The sequence below is a fragment of the Ereboglobus sp. PH5-5 genome, from assembly GCF_029504805.1.
Taxonomy (GTDB): Bacteria; Verrucomicrobiota; Verrucomicrobiia; order Opitutales; family Opitutaceae; genus Ereboglobus.
Genome location: NZ_JAQFIT010000005.1, coordinates 15,061 through 37,111 on the forward strand (window position 1 = coordinate 15,061; position 22,051 = coordinate 37,111).

The window sequence follows — 22,051 nt, forward strand, 5'->3', positions numbered from 1 at the left end:
CCCGTTCACATGCGCGTTTTTTGTCCGCCCGGTTTGTTTTTCTGGCGTCACTTTGAATTGCGCATCCGTTTGATTCGCGTTTCTCATTTTCGGTCGTGCCTCTTCGCGCCATGGTCGTTGATTTTAATTCCTTCTTCGCTTCCGTCGAACAACAGGAGCGTCCGGAGTTGCGCGGGCGGCCTGTGGGGATCGTGCCGGTGATGGCCGAGACGACCGGGTGCATCGCCGTGAGCATCGAGGCGAAACAAGCGGGACTGAAGCGCAACACGCGCGTGGCCGAGGCGCGGCGCATGTGCCCGGGGCTTCGCATCGTCGAGTCGCGACCGGAGGTGTATATCGATTATCACCGGAGGCTCGTGGACATTATCGAATCGTGCATTCACGTGAGCAAGGTGCAGTCGATCGACGAGGTGACGTGCGAACTGCGCGGCACGTGGTCGGAGCCGGCGAAGGCGGTTGCGGTGGCGAAAAAAATAAAGGCGGAGATTGCGAGAAGGGCGGGGGAGTGCCTTCGCAGCAGCATCGGTGTCGCGCCAAACTGGCTGCTGGCAAAGGTGGCGTCGGACATGCAAAAGCCGGACGGCCTCGTGGTGCTGAACGACGACGAAGGCGACATCCCGGCAAAATTGCTGCACCTGCGACCTTCGGATATTTCGGGGATCGGTCGCGGCATGGACGAGCGGTTGCGCATCCGTGGCGTGGATACAATGGAAAAGCTTTACGCGCTGTCGCGCGACGAGATGCGCGCGATCTGGCGCGGCGTTGTCGGCGACCGGTTGTGGCGGCTGCTGCATTGCGAGGACCTGCCGTTTTTCGAGCAGGAGGGCGACAAGTCAATCGGGCACGGGCATGTGCTGCCGCCGGAGTTGCGCAACAACACCGCGGCGCTCGCCGTGCTGCACCGCCTGCTGCAAAAGGCGGCGATGCGGCTGCGCGACTCGGGTTTGTTCGCGGGCGGCCTGCAGGTTTACGCGGCGCACGGCGACGACACGACATGGAGCGACGCGCTGCACTTCAACGAGACTCAGGACACGATCGTGCTGACGCGCGCGCTTTCGCAATTGTGGGCGCGCCGCATGGCGAAGCCGGGTGTCGCGAAAAAAACGCCGGTGCGCATCGGCGTGATGCTGTTTCGGTTGTTGAAGGCGGAGGCGCACACGCCCGATTTGTTTGAGGCGGCGAACGAGCGGGCGCGCGGGCGTTTGCTCGGCGCGATGGACGAGATCAATCGCGTGCTCGGCAAGAACACGGTTTATTTCGGAGGCGCGCACGGCGCGACTGCCGACGCGCCGATGCGGATTGCCTTCACGCGAATCCCGAAGCCGGAGCTGGAGGAGATCGACAAGTCGCTGAAAGGGCGCTTTCGGAGGGGGAAACGGTGATGGTTTTGGGACAGGATTAACGGGGTTGGCAGGATGATGAGTGCGGCGCTTAAGTTTGACGTTTTCGAAAAGCGCAAAAAAGCCGCGATGTTTCCATCGCGGCTTTTTGTTGATCGTATGGCGTTAACCCTGGCGTTGTTTTTTGCTCCGCTGGTAGCGGCGCGAAATTATTTGGCTGAACCTTTCGTGTAGCGTTCCTCGGCGAAGGTCCAGTTGACGAGGTTCCAGAACGCGGCGATGTAGTCCGGACGGCGGTTCTGGTAGTTGAGATAGTAGGCGTGCTCCCACACATCGAGGCCGATGACGGGATAACCTTCGATGCCGGCGACGGCTTTGCCCATGCGGGGGCTGTCCTGGTTGGCGGTGGAGCCGATGGCGAGTTTGCCCTCGGGCGTGACAAGGAGCCATGCCCAGCCGGAACCGAAGCGGCCCGCGGCGGCCTTGGCGAATTCCTCCTTGAACTTGTCGAAGCCGCCGAAAGTGGAGTTGATGGCGTCGGCGAGTTTGCCGACCGGCGCGCCGGTTTGACCGCCGGGAGCGATCACTTTCCAGAAGAGGCTGTGGTTGGCGTGGCCTCCGCCGTTGTTGCGCACCGCGGCGCGGATCGACTCGGGAAGTTTGTTGAGATCAGAGATGAGTTCGTTGACGCATTCGGGGCCGGTGATGTTTGCGCCGGCGAGTGCGTTGTTAAGGTTGGTCACGTAGGCTTGGTGGTGCTTGCTGTGGTGAATTTCCATGGTGCGCGCGTCGATGTGCGGCGCGAGGACGTCGTATGTGTAACCGAGTTCTGGTAATTCGTATGCCATGTGATTGTCCTTAGTTTGATTTTAGCAGGGTGGAGCAATCAATAGTTTTATCGGAGCGATGCAATGAAATGCGTGAGGTATTAGGATAAATGATTGTGAAATGCTTGCGAAAAAGAGGCTGTTTACAGGCATTTGCGTTTGCGCGCTTAGGGGTTGCCTTGGGCGGATTTTTCCACGAGCCTCTGGTCGTGATTGCCTCAGTTACCATTCGCAATTTCAGGGCGCTCAAACACGCGGAGCTTTCGCTGATGCCGTTTAATCTGCTGATCGGCCCGAACGGGTCGGGAAAAACGAGCCTTATCGATGCTGTGCAACGATTAAGCTCACTCGCCAAACTGCCGCTTTGCGGCGTGAAATCGGAGGAGGCGCGCGAGGGCATCGCGGACGGGCCGGAGCTTTATTGGTATTTCACGCCGCCGTTTGACGGGCTGGAGGCGGTGATGAAATGCACCTCGGAGACGGAATGTGATTTTCTGGACGTGGTGTCGCTGCCGTCCGGTTCGGGGCAGAACGATTGGCCCAAGTTGAGGTCGGAGTTGATGCGAGTCCGCTGTTATGTGCTTGATCATCGGGCATTAGCGGAGAAAAGCATGTCGCGCGAAGGCGCGGATTTGAAGAGCGACGGGGAGAACCTGGCGACGGTGCTCGCTTCACTGCAAATGCGTGAGCCAAAGGCATTTGAGGAAATGCGCGCGGAACTATGCCGAATTTTGCCCGAGTATGATGATCTGCAGTGGACGTTTACCAAGGATGGCGGCACGGAGCTGTTGTTGCGCCTGACGGGAACCGGCGAACTGATCGGCGCGGGACATCTTTCCCAAGGCACTTTATATTTGCTGGCGTTTTTGGCGCTGGCGTATGACCCGAATCCGCCGTCGATCGTGTGCATCGAGGAAATTGACCGAGGGTTTCATCCGCGATTGTTGCGCGAGGTGCGCGATGTTTTGTATCGGCTGTCCTATCCGGAGGCGTATGGGCTGGATCGCCCGCCGGTGCAGGTGATCGCCACGACACATTCGCCGTATTTGCTGGATTTGTTTGGCGAGCATCCCGAGGAGGTGGTGCTAACTGAGAAACGCGGACTGACGGCGCGGTTCATGCGTTTGTCGGATCGCAAGGATTTGCGGGATTTGATGGCCGAGGGGGGACTTGGTGACATGTGGTTTTCGGGAATCCTCGGCGGTGTGCCGCAGGAGGGGATGCCTTCCGAAGACGTCAACGAGAGCAACCCTGACGACACCCGCGGATGAAGCTTGGAATCCTTAGTGAGTCACCCGCTGACGAAATGGTCATACGCGTGCTGGTCGAGTCGGTGCTCGGCGAAAACGTGAGACTGGTCTCGCCCTCGCTGCGCGCGCGCGGCTGGCCGTCGGTTGCGCAAGTGTTGCCGGCGGTGATCCGGCATTTGCATTTCAACACGGACGCGACGGGGCTCGTCGTGGTCGTGGACGCGGACGACTCGGTGGTGCACACCGCGGAGCACGACCGCGAGGGTTATTATCATCCGCGTTGCCGCATGTGCCAGTTGCGCGGAGTGTTCAGGCAGACGACAAAAAAACTGCCGCCCGCGCGCGGTCGCAAGCACCTGCTGCGTTGCGTGGGCGTGGCGGTGCCGGCGGTGGAGGGATGGTATTTGTGCGGGCGCGACGAGACCGTGTCGGAACGCGCTTGGACCGACGGACAGGCCTCGGGCGTGATGCCTTACACGCGCAAGGAGTTGAAAGTGCGCGTGTATGGCACGGATCGTCCGAGCCTGGCGCACGAGATTGATTGCGCGATGAGGGAAGTGCAGCGCCACCGGCGCGACACGCGGCGGCTGGAGCACGATTTTCCCGGCTTTGAATCGTTGGCGAAAGACTTGCGCAGTTGGAAAAGTCAGTTAGCAACAACGGCTTCCCAATAAACCGTTCCGCGCCCGGCGCCCTCACTTTCGACTCCTGTATTCTTACTTCCGACACCTTTTTTCATGTCCACCAAACTCTTTCGAAAACGCTCGTATCTGCCTTTGCCGCTCGAATGGCTGCTGCTTCCGATTGTGCGGCTCATGTATCGCGTGAAGACGAGGCGCCCTGAAAACGTGCCCGAGCGCGGCGGGGTGATCTTGATTGCGAACCATCTTTCATTTGTGGACGCGGTCGTGCTGCAACTGGCGTGCCCGAGGCCGCTGCGGTTTCTCGGCTACGAGGGGCTGAAGGCGAATGTGTTTTTCGAAAAACTTTTCCGCTGGTCGGGCATGATCGGGTTTTCGCCGCGCGACCCGGTGGGCAGCACGAGGCGCGTCTTGCGTTCGTTGCAGGACGGCGAGGTGCTGTGCATTTTCGGCGAGGGGCACATCTCGCGCATCGGCGAGTTGATGCGCATCAAAAACGGCTTCGAGGCGATTGCGAAACGCGCGGGCGTGCCGGTCGTGCCCGTGGCGCACGACGGCTTGTGGGGCTCGGTCTTTTCGTTTTCCGGGGACCGCTGGATTTTCAAGTCACCGCGCATCATGCCCACGCATGTGTGCGTGTGCTTCGGGCGCCCGATGCTTCCGAGCGAGGCGACGGCGGAGAAGATGCGCCGCGAGCTGCTCGACTTGGGAGCGGAGGCGTTTTCAGCGCGCCCCGTGCTGCGCAGGCATCTCGGCGCCGAGGCGGCGCGCGCGCTTGTGAAGCATCCGAGTTTCATTCAGGTGATCGACCGCACCGCCGACCGCGCCGAACTGTCGGCGGCGAAACTTTTCGCCGTGTCCGCCGCGCTTTCGCGCCGTCTCAAAAAAACAGTTCCCGAAAAGCGCGTGGGCATTGTGCTGCCACCGGGCGCGGGTGCGTATATCGCGAATCTCGCCGTGAGCTTTGCCAACAAGATTCCCGTGAACCTGAACTTTACCGCGGGCAAGACGACCTCGGAGGCCTGCATGAAACTCGGCGAAATATCGACGGTCATCTCGGCGCCGGCCATGCAGGAGCGGGTTCCGAATTTTCCCTGGCCCGCGGGCACGAAGGACCTGAAGGCTGAGATCATGGCCATCAGCAAAGTGCGCATCCTGTTCTGGATCGTCGTCGCCTACATCGTGCCCAACCAGCTCGTGCCGCGCCTGCTCGGCCTGCCGCGCCGCGGCGACAACGACGAGTGCTCGCTGCTTTTCACCAGCGGCACCTCGGGCGAGCCCAAGGGCGTCGTCTACACGCATCGCAACATCCTCGCGCAGTGCTGGCAGATTTCGTCCATCGCGGTGCTGCCCGCCAGCGCGCGCATGCTCGCGTGCCTGCCGTTGTTTCACAGCTTCGGTTATTCGATCACGGTCTGGTATATGATCCTGCGCGGATGCACCACGATCACGGTGCCGAGTCCGCTCGACACGCGCCGCGTGGTGGACTCGATTCGCGATGAAAAAGCCACGGTGATCATCGGCGTGCCCTCGTTCCTGAGGCCCATCCTGAAACGCGCCACGCACGGCGAACTCAAGTCGCTTGAACTCGTCGTCTCGGGCGCGGAAAAAATGCCGATGGATCTCTACGACTCGTTCATGAACCAGTTCCACATCGACATCATGGAGGGCTTCGGCCTGACAGAAACGAGCCCCGTGACCAATGTGAACCAGCAGCACCCGCCGTCGATTTCGCGTTTTTCCGTGCCGCAATACGGCAAGCGGCTCGGCTCGGTCGGCCGCCTCCTGCCGGGCATGAGCGCGCGCATCCTCGACCCGGACACGCACGAGGACCTGCCGCTCACATCAACAGGCCTGCTCCTGTTCAAGGGCGACAATGTTTTCACCGGCTACTTGAAGGACGCCGCCAAGACGTCCGAGGCGCTTCGCGACGGCTGGTTCTTCACGGGCGATCTCGCTCGCTTCGACGAGGACGGGTTTCTCTTTATCGAGGGCCGCCTATCGCGCTTCTCAAAACTCGCCGGCGAGATGGTGCCGCACGGCACGATCGAGGAGACGATCGTCAAGGCATTTGGCTTTGGCGAGGAGGAGGGTTACGTCGTCGCCGTCACCGGCGTGCCCGACGAGGCGAAGGGCGAGATTCTCGTGCTGCTCACCACGCGCGACATCGAGCTTGCCGACTTGCGCCAAAAACTCACCGACGCCGGACTTCCCAACCTCTGGGTGCCGCGCATCATCCTCAAGACGGACCACATCCCCGTGCTCGGCTCCGGCAAGCTGGACCTCAAGGCGCTCAAGGAAGCCGCGACCAACGGCATCCACCGCCACGGACACGGCGCGCTGTGATCGACGCGCCCTCGCATTTTAAAACCTCAATCCAATGAAAATCCGCCTCCGCACCCTCGCAGCCCTCCTTCTCCCGATTACTCTCGCCGCCGCCGAGCCGGCGATTATTCCGCTCTGGCCCGAGGGTGTTCCCGGACTTCGCGCCGACGCCGCGCCCGACAAGGACACGCCGACAAGCTCCAGCGCCATCCACACGCCGACGATGCTGTTTTATCCCGCGCCGAAAAACAACGCCACCGGCACCGCCATTGTCGTGTGTCCCGGCGGCGGCTACTCGCGCCTCTCGATGGAAAACGAGGGCCGCAATGTCGCGCAATGGCTCAACTCCATCGGCGTGTCGGCGTTCGTGCTCAAATACCGCCTCAAGGAATACGGACAACCCGCCCCGCTCCGCGACGTGCTACGCGCATTGCGCACCGTGCGCTCAAAAGCGGCCGAGTTTGGCGTGACCCCGGACCGCGTCGGCGTGCTCGGTTTTTCCGCCGGCGGGCACCTCGCGTCAACCGCGACCACGCTCCACGCCCATCCCGACGGCAAGACCGGCGCGCCGATTGACGAAGTGAGCGCGCGCCCCGATTTTTCCGTGCTTGTTTATCCGGTGATCTCCATGCGCGAGATCACGCACAAGGGCTCGCGCCAAAATCTCATCGGAAAAACCCCGGCGCAGGAATTGGTGGATTTGTATTCGACCGACGAACAAATCACAAAGGACACTCCTCCGGTGTTTCTCGTCAGCGGCACGGACGACAAAACCGTGCCCGTTGAAAACAGCGTGCGCTTTTACCTCGCGCTGCGCAAAGTCGGCGTGCCCGCCGAAATGCACCTTTATCAAAATGCCCGGCACGGTTTCGGAATGAAACCCGACATGGGCCCGCCCTCCGGCTGGCCCGTGCGTTGCGAGGAATGGATGCGACACAACGGCTGGCTGACGATTTCGAGAAGCCGATAAAACCGGCCGGCGGCGCGCTCAAGGTTGGGCTCCATACTCATCCAGCACGGCGGCGTCTTTTTCGGCGTTCCTGGCCTCGGCCAGCAGCCGCGTTGCCAGCTCCCTGTCCGCGATGCGCCGCACGGCCCAGACCGCGTGCGCGCGCACGAGCGGCGATTCGTGCGCGGCGAGGCGCGAAAGTTGCGGAAGATGCTCCGCGGCGCGCGCGCCGGTGTTGCCCGCGACGATGCACGCGTTGCGCAGCAGCCCGGCGAGCTTGATGCGTTTGATCGCGGTTTTGCGGAAATGCGCGGCAAAACTCTCCGGTGTCAGCGCGAGCAATTCGTTAAGGGAAAGTCGCGTAATCTCCGGGCGCGCCTCGAGGAGCAGCCCCCTGCTTGCTTGCGCGAAGCGATTCCACGGGCAGGCTTCCGCGCACGCGTCGCAGCCATAAATGCGCGCGCCGATTTTTGCGCGCAGCCCGCGCGGGATTGCGCCCTTGTTTTCAATGGTCTGGTAGGAAATGCACAGGCGGGAATCAAGCGTGCCGGGGCTCGCGATTGCGCCGGTCGGGCACGCGTCGATGCAGCGCGTGCATTTGCCGCAGTGGGAGCGCGCGGGGAGCGGTTCGTCCGCCTTGATTTTTGCGCGGACAAGAATCGCGGCAAGAAAGAGCCAGTTGCCAAAGTCGCGCGAAACGAGCATCGCGTTTTTGCCGGCGAAACCCGCACCCGCGCGTGATGCCCAGGCGCGTTCGAGGACGGGGCCCGTGTCCACGTAATAACGATAATCGGCGGATGTGAGCCCCAGTGTTTCCTCAAGCACGCGGCCCGCTTTTTCCAGCGCCGGCTTGATCGTGTCGTGATAATCCGAATACAGCGCGTAACGCGCCCAGCGCGGGTGCCGCAAATCGGATGATGCACCGGCTGCGCCTTGAAAATAATTCACGCCGAGCATGATGACCGACCCGGCATCGGGAAGAACGAGGGTGGGGGAGGCGCGCTTGGCAAAACCGCGCTCGATCCAGTGCATGTCCGCCTGATATCCGGCGTCGAGCCACTTGCGAAGGGCGTTGACTTCGGGCAGTGCGCCGCCGTCGTCCCTCGCGGGGATGCTCGCGAAACGCGCCACGTCAAAGCCAAGGGCGAGCAGGCGCTTGCGCAGTTCAGCCGGCTCGATCATCGGGGGCGGCGGGATTTGTCGCGGGAGGTTCCGCGTGCCTGTGCGTGCGCAGAAAATCGGCCGCCTCGCGTTTGTAAACGCGCATGGCGTGCGCGATGACGTCGGGGAGCGAGCGGTTGTCCGTGAGCAGAAGCGTGCCCGCTTTTCGATAAATGGGTTCGCGCACCGAGTAGATTTCGCGCATCCGGGCGAGGGGATCGTCCACGTTCAAAAGCGGGCGCGACTTGCTGTGGCGCGTGCGCTTGAGGACGGTTTCGAGCGAGGCGTGCAGGCAGATGACGACGCCGCGCGAATCGAGCAACTCAAGCATTCCCGGCTGCACGACCAGTCCGCCGCCGCACGCGACGATGCAGCCTCGCGCGGGATGCCCGCTCTCGATGAAGTCGCGCTCCAGCTTGCGGAAAACAGGCTCGCCGTCCTCCTCGAAAATTTTTGAGACGGGCTTGCCTTGCTCGCGTTCGATCGCCGCGTCGACATCGATCAGCTTGGCGCCGAGCCGGTATGCGATGGCGCGGCCGACGGTGGTTTTGCCCGTGCCCATGAAGCCGACCATGTAAAGATTTACAACCGGTGTTGTCATTGTGCTGTCCGGCACCCTGCGGCAGCCGCCCGGGTTTTGCAAAACAAGAAATGCGCGACGGACGGCGACCCGGAGAACACCGTTCCGATGATTAAAAATTTTGCGCTTCTCGGCGGGCGGGGTTTTTGCGAATACTTCGGGTCGCATGTCTGACAATCCATCCACGCCAGTCCCAGCCTCCGAATCCGCGCAGGCGCCCGCGCTCAAACTCAAAATGAACGCCAGGGCGCGCGCCCTTAACGGCCACCCGTGGGTGTTTGCCAACGAAGTCGAGGCGTTGCTTCCCGCATCGTTCGACGGCGAGGTGGTCGAGTGCCGCGATCGCACGGGGCGGCGCATCGGCTCGGGCATTTACAACAGCCGCTCGCAAATCTGCTGGCGCAGGCTCAGCCGCGGGCGCGTGGCGCTCGACGAGGCCTATTTGCGCGAGGTGATCACGCGCGCGATCGGACGGCGCGAGTCCCCGGACTGCGACAAAAACGCAAGGCGCCTGATCTGGTCGGAGTCGGATGACTTGCCGGGCGTGGTGCTCGACCAGTTTGGCGACACGCTTGTGTTGCAAATCCAAACCCTCGCCATGGAAAAGCGGCGCGATGTGATCGCGCGTTTGCTGCTGGAGATTGTGAAACCCGCGCCGGTTGAAATCATATTTCGCAACGACGCGCCCATCCGGCGGCTGGAGGGGCTGGAGCAGACGACCGGCACGCTTTCGGAAAAAACCTGGGAGCCGCGCTGGTTGCGCATCGACGGATTTGATTACTGGCTCGATTTGCAGGGCGGGCAAAAAACGGGTTTTTACCTCGACCAACGCGCGCAGCACATGGCCGTGGCGCGCCATGCAAAAGGCCGCCGCGTGCTCGACGCGTTTTGCAACCAGGGGCCGTTCGCGCTGCATTGCGCGCGCGCCGGCGCGGCCAGCGTGCTCGGCATTGACAGCGCGGAGGACGCGATTGCGCAGGCCCGGAAAAACGCGGAGCGCAACAGCGTGGGCGCGGAGTTTTTGGCGGCCAATGTGTTCGATTTTTTCAACAGCCCGTCGCCGGAGCAGCGCGCGGAGACGTGGGACTTGATCATCCTCGATCCGCCGCCGTTTGCGAAGTCGAAGAGCGCGCTTGCGGGCGCGATGCGCGGTTACAAGGAGATCAATTTGCGCGCGATGCAGCGGCTTTCCCCGGGCGGGATTCTGGCGACCTACACTTGCTCGCATCACATGCACGAGGCGGAGTTGCGGCAGGTTCTCGCCGAGGCGGCCTCGGACGCGCGTCGCCGCGTGAGCGTGCTGGAGTTTTGCCACCAACCGCCGGACCACCCCGTGCTCGTGACAATGCCCGAGAGCGAATACCTGCGCGGTTACATTCTGCGCGTGGAGTGAGTTGGGGCTGTTTCGGTTGGGTTTTTTCGAGGAAATGCCTCTGGGGTGGGCGAATCTCCGGTCGCGCCACGGCATTCCCGGCTCGCCGGAACGGTTCGCCCTGCCTCAAAATGTGACAAAATAAACCACAAGGCCCTAATTCAGTTGCGCAAAAAGCGGACGCCAAACAGCCGCGTTTTGATGCTTCGCGTCAGTCAAGTTCTGCCTTTTTAAGCACGAATTTCCCCGAAGAATTGAGTTCGTATATTTTATACCTTCCTTGATTTCCAACCCTAAGTTGAAGCGGCGCATTGTCACTTGGTGGTATAAATACCCTTTCAAATATCCTCATAGGATTAAGCCCTTCACTGATCAACACTCCCTCTCCATCACGGGCAAATGAACCATTTTCCTGCCTGACTGACACGTCAAGGTAAGTCCTCGATTCATGGGAGTAAAAGTAATATACAGAGCCGCCCGATACAAAACAATCATATTGTCCTCCCGCACTCGCTCTTCCAGATTTATATTATAGCTAAACAGAGCTCCCTGCTTGTCTTTGATTCCCATCATGATGTATTACATCACATTTTAACATGCAATATATTCCCCCTTTTTTGATTTGGGCAACGGCTCCCTTGACGGACACTACCGAATTGTGATGGTTGACTGATGGGCGCATTCTGCATGGGATTTGAGTCTTACATAGCATGGCATGGGCGGTCGCATTCCTACCGATTTAGATCGAAACTAATCCGGATGGTTGATGGGAGTATGAATGGTTAGCAGGGACAAGTGGCACGTGGCGGGCAAGCCATTGGAGTGTTTAGTTTGAGCAGGCGAGTTTTGACTCAGAAGTTTCAAAGTATGAGGGGTTGTAGCCGACGGAGCACGAAGTGCGGAGATGGCGTTGTGCAGCGCAGCGAAACAGCCCCGAGCGAAGCGAGTAGGTGAACGTAATGAACAAAAGCTGTCCATCGCGTTTTTCCTTAATTAGCATAAGGCTGGAAAATCTTCTGGCATATCAACTGCTAATGGTTGGCTCGTTGGTTCACTTGGTTGCCACATTTGGAAGGGCATTTTTGCAGATGACTCCTTACGGCGGAAACGGATATTTCTCTTCTTTTGCGAGGTTTTGCTTGGGGTCAAATTCCAAGCTTCGACTTTGAGAATCAGGGTTGTAGTAGTAGGTAAATGTTATATACGGTTTTCCTCCTGATTCTCCACCGCTATCAATCCCACCATATATTTTCCCGTAATTTGCAGCGGTAGTTTTTCCATTTTCATCAACCACTGTTCGAGTTCGAAATATGAAATTTTGTGTCTTTGGGGTTCCCCAATTTTTTCGACCATGCACAGGGTCTGCCGAGACCTCTCGTCCCCAGGTCGATTGAAATCCATCCATCGGGGCAGCGTGTGGAGACAGCAGGCTGCTTGTCGCCGCAGGTGTTGCAAACTCCAGCAGCCCATCGTTGGGATTTTTAAAACTTACATTTACTTGCGAGTAAAAATTATTCATATCTTGCCAGCGACATAGCACAGTAAATATAAAATCCGATTGTATTCCCTTTCCATAAGGAGCAATCCAATCCCCGACTTCAAAATCAAATCCTATTGGTTTGTCTAGCTCAGGTGTCTGTAATGCTACCTTCCTTACATACATGGGCACCGGATTGATGATCTTCTTTAACATCACAGTTAACTCGGGGTTTTCCGGAGTCAACCTGCCCAATTTTACATCTTTATACATATAGCGAATGCTATGCGCTTCATAATATCCATCTTTCTTGGCTCCATAATAAAATATACCATTGCATGAATCCGATGCGCTGAAGCATCCTTTATTATCAGTCGCCCCCTCATGACTCAATACAGGCCCTCCCGGTGTTCCAGACGGAACATTAAATGCAATGCCTGCCGTCGCTCCAACTATAGGTTCTCCCTGCTCGTCGATTATTTTTATTGTGGCCTTGCCCACGGGAATCTGCTGGCTGCAAAATGCCACGGTAATCGTGAATAAAAACGCTGATATAATTACTATTTTTTTCATTTCAATGCTCCTTTTGTTGCAAGTTCATCATAGGCCTTATAGGTAAAAATATAGCTTATATCCTTAATATCGCTATGCTTCCACTTTCTGTCGTTTCCACGGTTCGACGGCCATCCATTTTATTGTAGTGTATTCATATCGATATTGCGATCTCGAGCAACACTATTTGGCAATCTTTTGATCGCATCAATTTCATTCCTTCCTGCGGCAAAGGTCCTAGCGGGGACTGAGTTTGCAAGCAGAGCATTGGCGCTGTAACCGCTGGAGTAGCCAGCTAAGGTGAAGAAGGCATCCGGCACACGGTAGCCTTGGTCTCCCTCGGAGGCTGTGACGGTATCATAGAGGAGCTCCAGTTCCTCAGGTCCCTTGTGGAACACTGGTCTGGCCCGGAATACTTGTCTTTCGCCTGCGTTCCCCGTTGCGGTTACCCATGTATCCTTGGGACGGAAAAAAGCATCTGACGGCCAACCGCCGTTTTTGTTAAAACGCCATCCTCCATTTTCCCCATACAGCCAGCTGGCCATAAATGGCATACTTGATATATCGCCTCCGCGCCCCTTGTATTTTTCCTGCATGCCCCATGAATATTCGCCACCTTTCAGCGCCCCGTTGACAAACAGACTATGCGTGTCGGCTTCCACATTATTGAGCACCTCCTCTCCGCTCGAATAAAAGTTCCACCAACGATCAATGATCAGGTTTCGATTCGCATAGCGGTTGTATGCATTGTTAAATCGGTCTCGCCACGTCAGTTCGTCACGACGATCCACGGGAGTTCGGTTTTTAAACAATGCGTGCCACTCGCTTGCCATAGCACCCTCAGGGTAAATGTAGTTATGCAGGGTGTGATCATACCAGTCACCATGGAGCATCTCCGGATGTTTTGTTTCTGCGCCATCAAGTGCTTCGATTGGAACGGCGGCGTCCAATGCAATGTGGCGATCTACTATATTCATGCCGACTTCATAATCCCACAATGCGCTGGTTACCACTATATTACCCATGCTATGCGCTCCGGTCGTTATCTTTTTTCCTCGAGCCCCGAGATATCTCAAATAGTCGGCTAAGGCAGGGGCGGCATTAAAGGCATTTTCAACATTGACGTGAAAGTCGGGTGTGAGCAATCCAATCGACTCAGGTTTTAAGGGATCGGGTAATTGCGACTCCCGCTCCCGGCCAGATGACCATGTGGAATTGCGCCTTACTTTCAGCCCAATAGAGTCGCTTGAACATTTCCGCGCCCCAGCCACGCGCTTCCTGTGGGTTCACATTGTAGCCGTGCAGGAATACAAATGCACGATTTGACGTGCAGAGTGAATCCGGCCAGTTTTTCGGCTCGCCGGTCCTGTCTCCGGGGTCATTTGCCACATGCACACCATTTTGGTTTTTTGCGGTGTGAATCAGGCTCTTACGCCGGAACATATCCTCTCCACAGATGATTATTTCTTTGGCTGGTTCTTTTTCTCGGATGGGTCGCGCACGAGATTGACGGGCTCGCCGTCCTCGGCGGGCAATACCTTGAAGGGGAGGGCGGGCGCGAGAGAGGAAGTCTTTTGGCCGCGGAAGCGTTGCGTGGCCTCGATGATAAACACGCCTTCCTCACCAACCATTTTTTCGTTTGTGCAGCGCACCTTGACCACACCTTCCGTCGCGCCGGCTTCAATGACGGCGACTTCCACAATCATGCCCTTGCCCCCGCGCGAGGCCATCACGCGAATGGGAACCTTGGCGGCGGATTGCGGCTGCTGTTTTTTCACGGGTTTCTTCGCATTCTTTTTCCCGGCGTTTTTTCCGGCTGCGGCAGACTTGTTTTTTGAAGTCGTCTTCTTTTTTGCCGTTGCCTTGCCCTTTGTGCCGGCGCCGGCTTTTGCCTTTGGCGGCTGCGGCGCGGCGACAGGGGGGCGGTAGTTCGGGTCGCGGATGATGCGCACGGGGATTTCGCATTCCTTGCCAAGCGTCAGTTCGAGCGGGCCGGCGTCTGCGGGCCGCATGACTTCGACGCGGAAGGGCGAGGCGGGCGTGACCACGAGGTAACCCTGCTCGACGGGCACGGTGTGGTAGTAGAAAAACGCCTGCATGAGCTCCTCGGCGACATTGGCCTTGTGCGTCACTGTCTTGCCGTCGATTTCCGCCTCGGCGCGGAAGAGCGGCTTGTAAACGCCCGGTTTCGCGTCGAGCGGCGCGGAGAGGGTGAGGATGGTTTGATTTTTGCCGGCCTTCACCTCGGCGCCCGCAAGCTCGAAGCCGGGGGGCAGCCCTTCAGTGCTCAGGCGAATGGGGTCGTTGTAATCGTCGATGCGAATGGACTTGAGTTGCACAACAACATTTCCGCCCGCGGGCACGCTGAGGTTGTCGGGCGTGACGCGCAGTTCGAAGTCGGGCTGCTGCGGCGCGATGCTGAGGCGGTAGGCGTATTCGACACCGCCCTTGCCCTGGGTGTCGCTGAGGTGGACGAAGTAGTCGCCGTCCTGCGTGAATGTGTGCGCGAGGCGCGGGTCGGCATGGTGGGTGATGAGCCCGAAGCGCTCGTCCTTCACGTCGTCGGCCGTCAGGGTTTTGCCGAGCAGTTTTTGCGGACCAAGAACGATTCGCGCGTCGAGCGGCGAACCGAGGCGGCGCGCCATCACGTCGATGACGAGTTTGTCGCCGGTCTTGGCGGAAAAGGTGAACACGTCGATATCGCCGGGTTTGTCGATGCGGCCGTTGATGATGACGGGCGTGGTCACGCGCTGGGCCTGGCGCTGGGCGTTGTTCGGCTCGTATTCCGCGACCTCGGGCAGCTCGCTGATTTCGATCGGGCGCGCGTTTGTCTTTTCGCCGTTTTCCAGCGTGAAGCTGATCTCGGAAACCCCGGGCTGGCGGTCGCTCACATCGCATATCCAGTCTGCCGTTTCGCCGGGCAGGTTTATGCCGCGCGCGGTGAAGCGGTGGTGCTTGACCCCTTGCGGGGCGCCGAGGGGAAAGATGTCCGTCACGTAGGGCAGCTCGCCTATTTTCATGCGGTAAACAAGGTCGTCGCGTCCACGGGAAACGGCGTCCCATATCTCGACGATGTAGTCGCCGTCGCCGGGCGCCTTGAAGAACATGACCGGGTCGGGGTCGAAACGAAAATCATCCGCCTCGGCCAGCCGGTCGCCTTCGCTGTTGTAGAGCACGATGCGCGGTTGAAACCATCCGGGCACGGCATCGGCGAGATAGGACTTGATGGCGCGGGCCTTGACCTCGATGAGAATTTGCTGTCCGGCGCGCGCGCTGAAACGGAAAAAGTCGCGGTCGGCGTTTGTTACCTGGCCGTTGACGACGACGGGGAGCGCGGGCAGTTGCTGAGCGTCGGCCAGATGGCCGTTCGGCTCCTTTTCGGAAACCTCGGGCAGCTTGCCGATTTCAAAACGAAAGCGGTTCGACAATCCCGCCGTCGCCATGACGCGAAGATCGCGAATGCCGGGCTCGGCGTCGGGCGCGATTGTGAGGCGCACGCGCGCGGTTTGCGCGGCGACTTCGTCGCGTTTTCGGGCCTCCCTGATTTGCGCCTCGGTGGGCATGTTGACTTCGAGCACCTTGCCGGTGACTCCGCTGCCGCTGACCCAAACCTCGCTCGCGCCCTCAAGCGATCTGCCGCCGAGCGTGATTTCCATCGTGCGGTTTTGCTGCGCGCCCGCGGGGTAAAGGTATTCAATGTAAGGCGCGGCCACTGCGTGGCCGCAAATTCCAACGATCAAAATCCAGATTCCAACCAGCCAGCGGAATGTTGGCTGGAGGAATGCTTTTTCAGTTTTGGAATTTGGATGCCGGAATTTGGAATTTCGTTGGAATTTGTTCATTGGAATTTGGGATTTACCGAGAGCGCAGCGAGCGGTCATGTTGGCATGATCTCCTTTAACATTCCCTCGCCGGGCGTGAATTGGGTGGATTTTTTTGCGGGCTGGGCGGTTTCGTCCTGGCGCGGCGTCACGTAGGCGGCGCAACCGAGGGGGTGGGGGAGGGTGCCGTCGGGATCGATACCGAGGAGCTTGTAGATGCTCGCCGACAAATCCCACGGCGCGATGGCGCGCTTGGTGACGCGTTCGCCGCGGTTGTCCGTTTCGCCGACGACTTGTCCGCCCCGGAATCCGCCGCCGGCAATCGCCCATGAAAACGCCGCGCCGTAGTGGTTGCGCCCGCCGTTCCACGGCGGCTCGGTCATGAATCGCGGCGTGCGTCCAAACTCGCCGCCGCAAGTGACAATCGTTGAGTCGAGCATGCCGCGCTCGGTGAGGTCGGTGAGCAGCGCGGAGAAGCCGCGGTCGAGTTCGGGCATGAGTTTTTTGTAGCGCTCGGCCTGGTCGCGGTGCGTGTCCCAGCCGCGCATGTTCACGGTGACGTAGGAAACGCCGTTTTCGACGAGCCGGCGCGCCTGGAGGCACGAGCGGCCAAACTCGGTGTTGCCGTAGAGTTCGCGGGTCTTGGCGCTTTCCTTGGAAATGTCGAAGGCGTCGCGCGCCTTGCCGAGCACCATTTCGCGAGCCTGGTCGCGGAAATAATCGGCTTCCTCGAACACGGCTTTTTGCGAATGGCCGAGGGCGTCGAGGTTGTCCAGGAGCGCGGCTCGTTTTTCGAGGTGCGCGCGTTGCTCGGCGCTGATCGGATTGGAGAGGTTGCCCGGAATGAACGAACGGTAGCGGGGGCCGAGAAACCCGGTCTCGGAAAAACGCCCGATCGCAACCGGCACCGTCATGTAGGCGGGAAGCGCGCGCCCCTTGAGCAGGCCGGCCTCCTCCATTTTGTAGGCGATGACCGCGCCCATCGACGGATACACAAGGCCGGACCTGGGATCCGTGCCGGTTTGCATCATGTAGGTGGCGGTTTCGTGCGCGTTGGTTTTGTGCGAGAGGCCGCGCAGGAGCGTGTATTTGTCGGCGTGTTTCGCGGAGAGCGGCAGCAGTTCGCCGATCTGGATGCCGTCCACGTTGGTCCGCGCGGTTTTGCGCCACGGGCCGGTGATGTCGGTCGAGGCCTGCGGTTTGGGATCGAAAGTGTCGATATGCGACGGGCCGCCAAACAGGAACAGTTGAATGACGGCCTTGGCGCGGGCGTTCGACGCGGGCGCGGAGCGCAGATACGGCGCCATGGCGAGTCCGCCGACGGTGAGCGCGCCGATGCGCAGAAAGTCGCGCCGGGTAACAAGGTCAAACGCGCGCCGGTAAAGCGCGTCCGAGGCGTGGTCTTCGTGGGCGCAGAGCGGGTCGTGTGGCGAGGCGGAATCGGGAGAAAAGAGAGGATCGGGAGTGTTCATGGAAATGTGGATTTCAGAACGCGGATTTAGGAATTGTGGTGCTTCCGCCCCACTGGGGATTTTGAAATTCGCATGGCAGCGCGCATTCCGAAATCCACATTCCGAATTCCGCATTTTGTATCAGTGATTGTATAAAAATTCCTTTGTGTTGATCAGCGCCCAGACGACATCTTGCGCGGCGGTGTTTTTGGAGGGAGCCTCCTGGAAATAACTGTTGATGATGGAGGTTTCCCCGCCGGTCGGCATGCGCGCGAGAAACGTGAGGTAACACTCCTCGGCAAACGCGCCCGCGTTCGCCCCGTGCTTTTTGGCGAGCTGCGAAATAACGCCGTCTTTTTTTCGCAGTTTTTTGGTGAGTGCCTCCGAGTCGAACAGGTAGAGGGCCTGCGCCATCGAGGGTCTGCGGTCGCGCTCGACCTCGTGGGAGGTGTCGCGTCCGGGGCGCCCGAAGGTTTCGAGAAATCCACTCGTCACGCTCGCGTCGGGATTCGCCACGCTGTGGAAATCGTCCGGCCACATGGCAAACGGCTCGGGGATACGGCTCTCGAAATATTCATACGCGCCGGTGGCCGTGCCGATCGCGTCCGCAAGAACCTCGGCGTCGAGGCGGCGCGGAATGTAATGCGACCAGTTTTGCGAGTCGCGGGCGTTGCTTTCGTTTGCGGCGCTCGAGCGCTGGTAAGTTTGCGAGGTCACGATGAAGCGGAGCAGGGCGCGCAAATCGAAACCGCTTGAGACCACCTTTTCCGCGAGCAGATCAAGCAGCTCGGGATTGGCCGGCGGATTGCCGGGGCGCACATCATCGACGGGCATTGTGATGCCGCGCCCGAACAGCGCGCACCAATAACGATTTGCCACGTGCCGCGCGAAGTAGGGATTTTTCGGCGAGGTCAGCCACTTGACGAGATGCTTTTGCGGATTGTCCGCGCGGTTAAATTTCACCGGCGTGCCATCGGGGAGAACGGGGGCTGCGACGGTGTTTTTTTCCGCGCCGATCCTGTGCTGGGACCAAGAGGGGTTGAAATACACAATCTCCTCCTTCCACTCGCCTGTTTTTTTATATTTCACATTGGTGAAAAACGCGGCGAGACCCGCGGCCTGCCCGGACTGCCAAGTCTGATACGGATGCTCCTTGCACTCGGCGCAATCGAGACGCGCGCCCATGAAAATAAGCGCAAACGCCGACGCGAGCCCCGCGGGCGTGCGACGCTGGGTGGCGCGGTAAAAATTGCACGGTGGATCGCGGAAATTACTGCCCGCCGTGGTGAGAAGCGTCCGCGCCATCTCATCGTAGCGCATGTTGCCGGCCATCGCTCCGCGCAGCCAGTTGTGGTAGGCCTGCACGGCGTTGGGCCAGAGGTTGCTGGGGAACTCGCTTTTCACGCGCAACACGTCGCTCCACTTCATCGCCCAATAATCCGCGTATTCGGGGCGCGAAAAAATCCAGTCGATCAACTTCTCGCGCTTTTGCGGATCTGTGTCCGCAAGAAACTCGCGCGTTTTTTCGAGCGGGGGAAGCGCGCCCGTCAGGTCGAGACACGCGCGCCGCAGGAATTCCGAATCCGAGCAAAGAGGGGAGGGGAGAACGCCGAGCTGCCGCAGGTTTTTATTGACCAGCATGTCAATCGGATGCGCGTCGGCGGCATCGGCTGTCGTGAAAAATTTCGCGCCGGAAGGAGGTGTTTGTTTCACCGTCACGAAAACCGTCGCGTAATCATCCCCGGAGCGAAAACTGAGCACGGCGCGCCCCGGCGAAACCGCCTCCAGCGTGCCGTCGCTTTTGATTCGGGCGACGTTGGAATCGTTTGAATGGACGCTCGTGCCGGACGGGATTTTAATGCGCTTCGTTTTGCCCGGCTCAATGACCACCGACTCGGGACGGATTTTAAGTGCCGCGGCTTGCGCCAAAACGGAGCCGATCAGGCAAAACACAAATGCGCAAAAAGCCGTCCGCAGCGCGCGGGTGTGTTGCGTTTTCATGCACGCGCCTCGCTTTCTTTTTTCCACGCGTCCAGTTCGATTTCAAAAAGCAGATCGTCGCGGCAGATGTCGCAATGCGCAAAAATCGCGGGCAATGGCGGAATCCCGAGCGCCGTTCGGCGCGCCTCCCAGCGGGGCATCCATTCGATGCGGGGGAAATATAAAATCGCGCGCGCAGTGTCGCGCCAGTCCATGTCGCGCGATTTGAGAATCGCCTCGACCACGCGCAGGCTCAGGTCGATTTGCGCGTCGAGATCGTCGAGATGGATGGTCTTGCCGCCGGGTTCGATGCTCGCCGTGCCCGACACGAGCAAATGGCGCGAACCGTCCGCGTCCGCGCATTCCACGGCGCGGCTAAACGCGCTCTTGTAATCGTAGGCGGCGCACTGGAGCGGCGAAGTCACCGCGCTCACGCGCGGCGCAACGGCGGATTTTGGCGCGACTGCGAGCGCATCGAGTGAAAGCGCCGCGCCCGCGGCGTTGCTTGCGCCGACTCCCGTGCTCGCGGGCACCAGCGTGCCGAAGATATTGTGCTCCGTGAAAAACGCATTTCGCACGCGATTGAAGTCCGTATACCAGTCGAGAATATGGTCGTTGAAAAACCAGGTGCGAACTAGGTTGCCGAGCGTGAAACCCGCGTGTTCGAGCCGCGCCTTCAACAACTGCCACACATCCGCGGACTGGGCATCACGCGCCGCGCGAACATCCGGCGGCGTGAGCGCGCCGAGCAGCAGATAACGCGCATCGGGCGTTTCCCATTGCGCGCCGCAAACCGCTCCACGCTCATCCAGCACGCGGTCAATCTTGATTTCCTTGGGAAGCGCCGTGATGCGCGCGCTCAAGACGCAGCCCGCCGGTGTGTCGTGACGCCCGAGAAACGCCACCGGGAAGGGCAGGTTCGCGGCCGCGTTGCCAAGCGCGGGATCACAAAACGCATTGCCTTGAATCGGAACGAGCCCGCGAGCGAGCGCCGCATCGGACAACCGGCCAATCAGCGCGACGATGGACTCGTCGGACCCGGCATTTGCGCTGATTGAGACCATGCTTCCGCCAAGTGATTTCTCACGAACGAAGCCGTTGGTGTGGGATTGCGAGGATTCCAAATCAGATGGAACGGGAGTTTGCAGTGACATAGTTTTCGAGGAAAAAGTCAGTGTTGTTTGGGTTTGGGGACTTTGATGCGACTGAGGACGCTTATTTCAGCAGGCGGTTACAACAGAGGGTTTTGAGAGGCGATTTTCAGGAGTAAAACCCCTGGAAACTGGAGCTACGGGGAAAGATTAATCAAATTCGCACAAGATAGATTATGTCTAATTACATTAAATTGAAATGCTCCTCATTCCGGTTTGTCCAGTCAGTCTTGAGCGGCAATTCAGCGCCCCGCCTGTTCCCTATACTCCGACGGGCTTGTGCCGACGTGCAGGCGGAAGCGTTTTGAGAAATACAACGGGTCGGTGAATCCGAGGCCGTAGGCAATTTCAGAAATGCCCTGATCGGTTTGCATCAACAGTTCGCAGGCGCGCTGCATTTTCAGGCGCGCGAAAAATTCCAGCGGGCCGCAGTTGATCTGGCGTTTGAACATGGCGCAGAAATGCGGCACCGAAATGCCCGCCTCCTTCGCGATTTGAACGAGCGTGAGCGTGCGGTCCAAGTTCTCGCGCAGGAAGCGCACGCTGCGGACGATGCGCTCCTCGGTGTGCCTCCGGCGCGTGCTCGGCGAGCGTTTCATCGTGCGGCACAATCCCATGAATCGCATGAACGTGGTCGAGAGCCCGATGAGGTCGGAGTCGGTGTGGCCGCCGATTGTGTGATGATAACATTCCTCAAACGCTTCGATCATCACATCGACATTCTGAATCCAAAACCGCGGTTGTCGCGTGGTGAGGCCGAGCATTTTCACGTAGGCGGCGGCGCGGGCGCCCGTGAAGTGAAACCAGAAAACCGTCCATGGATCGCGCGCGTCCGCCGCGTATCGGTGCGCGACATTCGGGGGCAGCACAATGCCGTGCCCGCGGTGCAAAAACCACTTCGACGAGCCCGCGTGGACAATGCCGCGCCCTCCGAGGCAAAAGATAAGAACGTGCTGCGCGCAACCGTCAGGCCGGTCCACATAATGCCCGAGCACGCGGTCAAAGCGTCCGATGTGCGTCACGCAAAGGTCGGCGCACGCGGGAATGCGCCCGGCCTGCCGGAGCACGTTTTGCGGAAGGATGACAAGCCGTTCGCCGGGGAATCCGTCCGCGATGCGCGGTGTTGCTGGAGTTTTCACAATACCATAATATCTTCCATGCCAATCATAGGGAT

Annotated in this window: 16 protein-coding genes; 6 read left to right on the forward strand and 10 right to left on the reverse strand. The window is 59.4% G+C overall.

Going from position 1 to position 22,051, the window contains the following annotated elements:
* The first annotated feature begins 95 nt into the window (after positions 1–95).
* A complete protein-coding gene (locus M2103_RS04235; RefSeq protein ID WP_277508948.1) occupies positions 96–1,382 on the forward strand; it encodes a hypothetical protein in 1,287 nt (428 codons plus the stop codon).
* Positions 1,383–1,549: 167 nt separating this feature from the next.
* Here the strand turns inward: M2103_RS04235 and M2103_RS04240 are convergent, their stop codons facing one another.
* Positions 1,550–2,188: a superoxide dismutase gene (locus M2103_RS04240; RefSeq protein WP_277508950.1), complete on the reverse strand. Its 639-nt coding sequence runs from the start codon at positions 2,186–2,188 to the stop codon at positions 1,550–1,552.
* Positions 2,189–2,376: 188 nt separating this feature from the next.
* Between M2103_RS04240 and M2103_RS04245 the strand changes: the two genes are divergently transcribed.
* From M2103_RS04245 to M2103_RS04260, 4 genes are all read left to right on the forward strand, one after another.
* Positions 2,377–3,438, forward strand: coding sequence for an ATP-binding protein (locus tag M2103_RS04245; protein ID WP_277508951.1), 1,062 nt, complete (start codon positions 2,377–2,379; stop codon positions 3,436–3,438).
* The gene (locus M2103_RS04250; protein ID WP_277508952.1) at positions 3,435–4,091 is read left to right on the forward strand and encodes a hypothetical protein; all 657 of its coding nucleotides are present in this window, start codon (positions 3,435–3,437) and stop codon (positions 4,089–4,091) included. The genes M2103_RS04245 and M2103_RS04250 overlap by 4 nt, the downstream gene beginning before the upstream one ends.
* 63 nt (positions 4,092–4,154) lie before the next feature.
* Positions 4,155–6,404: an AMP-binding protein gene (locus M2103_RS04255; protein ID WP_277508954.1), complete on the forward strand. Its 2,250-nt coding sequence runs from the start codon at positions 4,155–4,157 to the stop codon at positions 6,402–6,404.
* 34 nt (positions 6,405–6,438) lie between these two features.
* Positions 6,439–7,353: an alpha/beta hydrolase gene (locus M2103_RS04260; RefSeq protein ID WP_277508955.1), complete on the forward strand. Its 915-nt coding sequence runs from the start codon at positions 6,439–6,441 to the stop codon at positions 7,351–7,353.
* Between the two features lie 18 nt (positions 7,354–7,371).
* On the opposite strand, the gene queG is transcribed toward M2103_RS04260, so the two are convergent.
* Both queG and M2103_RS04270 read right to left on the reverse strand, forming a co-directional pair.
* Positions 7,372–8,514, reverse strand: coding sequence for a tRNA epoxyqueuosine(34) reductase QueG (queG, locus tag M2103_RS04265; protein WP_277508956.1), 1,143 nt, complete (start codon positions 8,512–8,514; stop codon positions 7,372–7,374).
* Entirely contained in the window at positions 8,498–9,094 is a 597-nt protein-coding gene (locus M2103_RS04270) for a shikimate kinase (RefSeq protein ID WP_277508958.1), read from the reverse strand. Before M2103_RS04270 ends, queG begins: the two co-directional genes overlap by 17 nt.
* 145 nt (positions 9,095–9,239) lie before the next feature.
* Between M2103_RS04270 and M2103_RS04275 the strand changes: the two genes are divergently transcribed.
* On the forward strand, positions 9,240–10,466 hold the full coding sequence (locus tag M2103_RS04275; RefSeq protein WP_277508959.1) for a class I SAM-dependent rRNA methyltransferase: 1,227 nt from the start codon (positions 9,240–9,242) through the stop codon (positions 10,464–10,466).
* Positions 10,467–11,541: 1,075 nt separating this feature from the next.
* Here the strand turns inward: M2103_RS04275 and M2103_RS04280 are convergent.
* The 7 genes from M2103_RS04280 to M2103_RS04310 form a co-directional block, all read right to left on the reverse strand.
* The gene (locus M2103_RS04280; protein ID WP_277508960.1) at positions 11,542–12,495 is read right to left on the reverse strand and encodes a hypothetical protein; all 954 of its coding nucleotides are present in this window, start codon (positions 12,493–12,495) and stop codon (positions 11,542–11,544) included.
* A 119-nt stretch (positions 12,496–12,614) separates the two neighbouring features.
* Positions 12,615–13,619 carry a hypothetical protein gene (locus M2103_RS04285; RefSeq protein WP_277508962.1) on the reverse strand — a complete coding sequence of 335 codons (1,005 nt, stop codon included), beginning with the start codon at positions 13,617–13,619 and terminating at the stop codon, positions 12,615–12,617.
* Positions 13,620–13,934: 315 nt separating this feature from the next.
* On the reverse strand, positions 13,935–16,316 hold the full coding sequence (locus M2103_RS04290; RefSeq protein ID WP_277508963.1) for a peptidase: 2,382 nt from the start codon (positions 16,314–16,316) through the stop codon (positions 13,935–13,937).
* Positions 16,317–16,351: 35 nt separating this feature from the next.
* The gene (locus tag M2103_RS04295; protein ID WP_277508964.1) at positions 16,352–17,767 is read right to left on the reverse strand and encodes a DUF1501 domain-containing protein; all 1,416 of its coding nucleotides are present in this window, start codon (positions 17,765–17,767) and stop codon (positions 16,352–16,354) included.
* A gap of 120 nt (positions 17,768–17,887) precedes the next feature.
* Positions 17,888–19,747 carry a DUF1553 domain-containing protein gene (locus M2103_RS04300; protein ID WP_277508965.1) on the reverse strand — a complete coding sequence of 620 codons (1,860 nt, stop codon included), beginning with the start codon at positions 19,745–19,747 and terminating at the stop codon, positions 17,888–17,890.
* Positions 19,744–20,880 carry a translation initiation inhibitor gene (locus tag M2103_RS04305; protein ID WP_277508966.1) on the reverse strand — a complete coding sequence of 379 codons (1,137 nt, stop codon included), beginning with the start codon at positions 20,878–20,880 and terminating at the stop codon, positions 19,744–19,746. Before M2103_RS04305 ends, M2103_RS04300 begins: the two co-directional genes overlap by 4 nt.
* Positions 20,881–21,119: 239 nt before the next feature.
* A complete protein-coding gene (locus tag M2103_RS04310; RefSeq protein ID WP_277508968.1) occupies positions 21,120–22,016 on the reverse strand; it encodes an AraC family transcriptional regulator in 897 nt (298 codons plus the stop codon).
* Positions 22,017–22,051 lie beyond the last annotated feature (35 nt).

Coding starts and splice junctions, on each gene's coding strand:
- M2103_RS04240 (WP_277508950.1), bottom strand. CDS start 2,188: ATGGCATACGAATTACCAGAACTCGGTTACACATACGACGTCCTCGCG.
- M2103_RS04250 (WP_277508952.1), top strand. CDS start 3,435: ATGAAGCTTGGAATCCTTAGTGAGTCACCCGCTGACGAAATGGTCATA.
- M2103_RS04255 (WP_277508954.1), top strand. CDS start 4,155: ATGTCCACCAAACTCTTTCGAAAACGCTCGTATCTGCCTTTGCCGCTC.
- M2103_RS04260 (WP_277508955.1), top strand. CDS start 6,439: ATGAAAATCCGCCTCCGCACCCTCGCAGCCCTCCTTCTCCCGATTACT.
- queG (WP_277508956.1), bottom strand. CDS start 8,514: ATGATCGAGCCGGCTGAACTGCGCAAGCGCCTGCTCGCCCTTGGCTTT.
- M2103_RS04270 (WP_277508958.1), bottom strand. CDS start 9,094: ATGACAACACCGGTTGTAAATCTTTACATGGTCGGCTTCATGGGCACG.
- M2103_RS04275 (WP_277508959.1), top strand. CDS start 9,240: ATGTCTGACAATCCATCCACGCCAGTCCCAGCCTCCGAATCCGCGCAG.
- M2103_RS04280 (WP_277508960.1), bottom strand. CDS start 12,495: ATGAAAAAAATAGTAATTATATCAGCGTTTTTATTCACGATTACCGTG.
- M2103_RS04290 (WP_277508963.1), bottom strand. CDS start 16,316: ATGAACAAATTCCAACGAAATTCCAAATTCCGGCATCCAAATTCCAAA.
- M2103_RS04295 (WP_277508964.1), bottom strand. CDS start 17,767: ATGAACACTCCCGATCCTCTCTTTTCTCCCGATTCCGCCTCGCCACAC.
- M2103_RS04300 (WP_277508965.1), bottom strand. CDS start 19,747: ATGAAAACGCAACACACCCGCGCGCTGCGGACGGCTTTTTGCGCATTT.
- M2103_RS04305 (WP_277508966.1), bottom strand. CDS start 20,880: ATGTCACTGCAAACTCCCGTTCCATCTGATTTGGAATCCTCGCAATCC.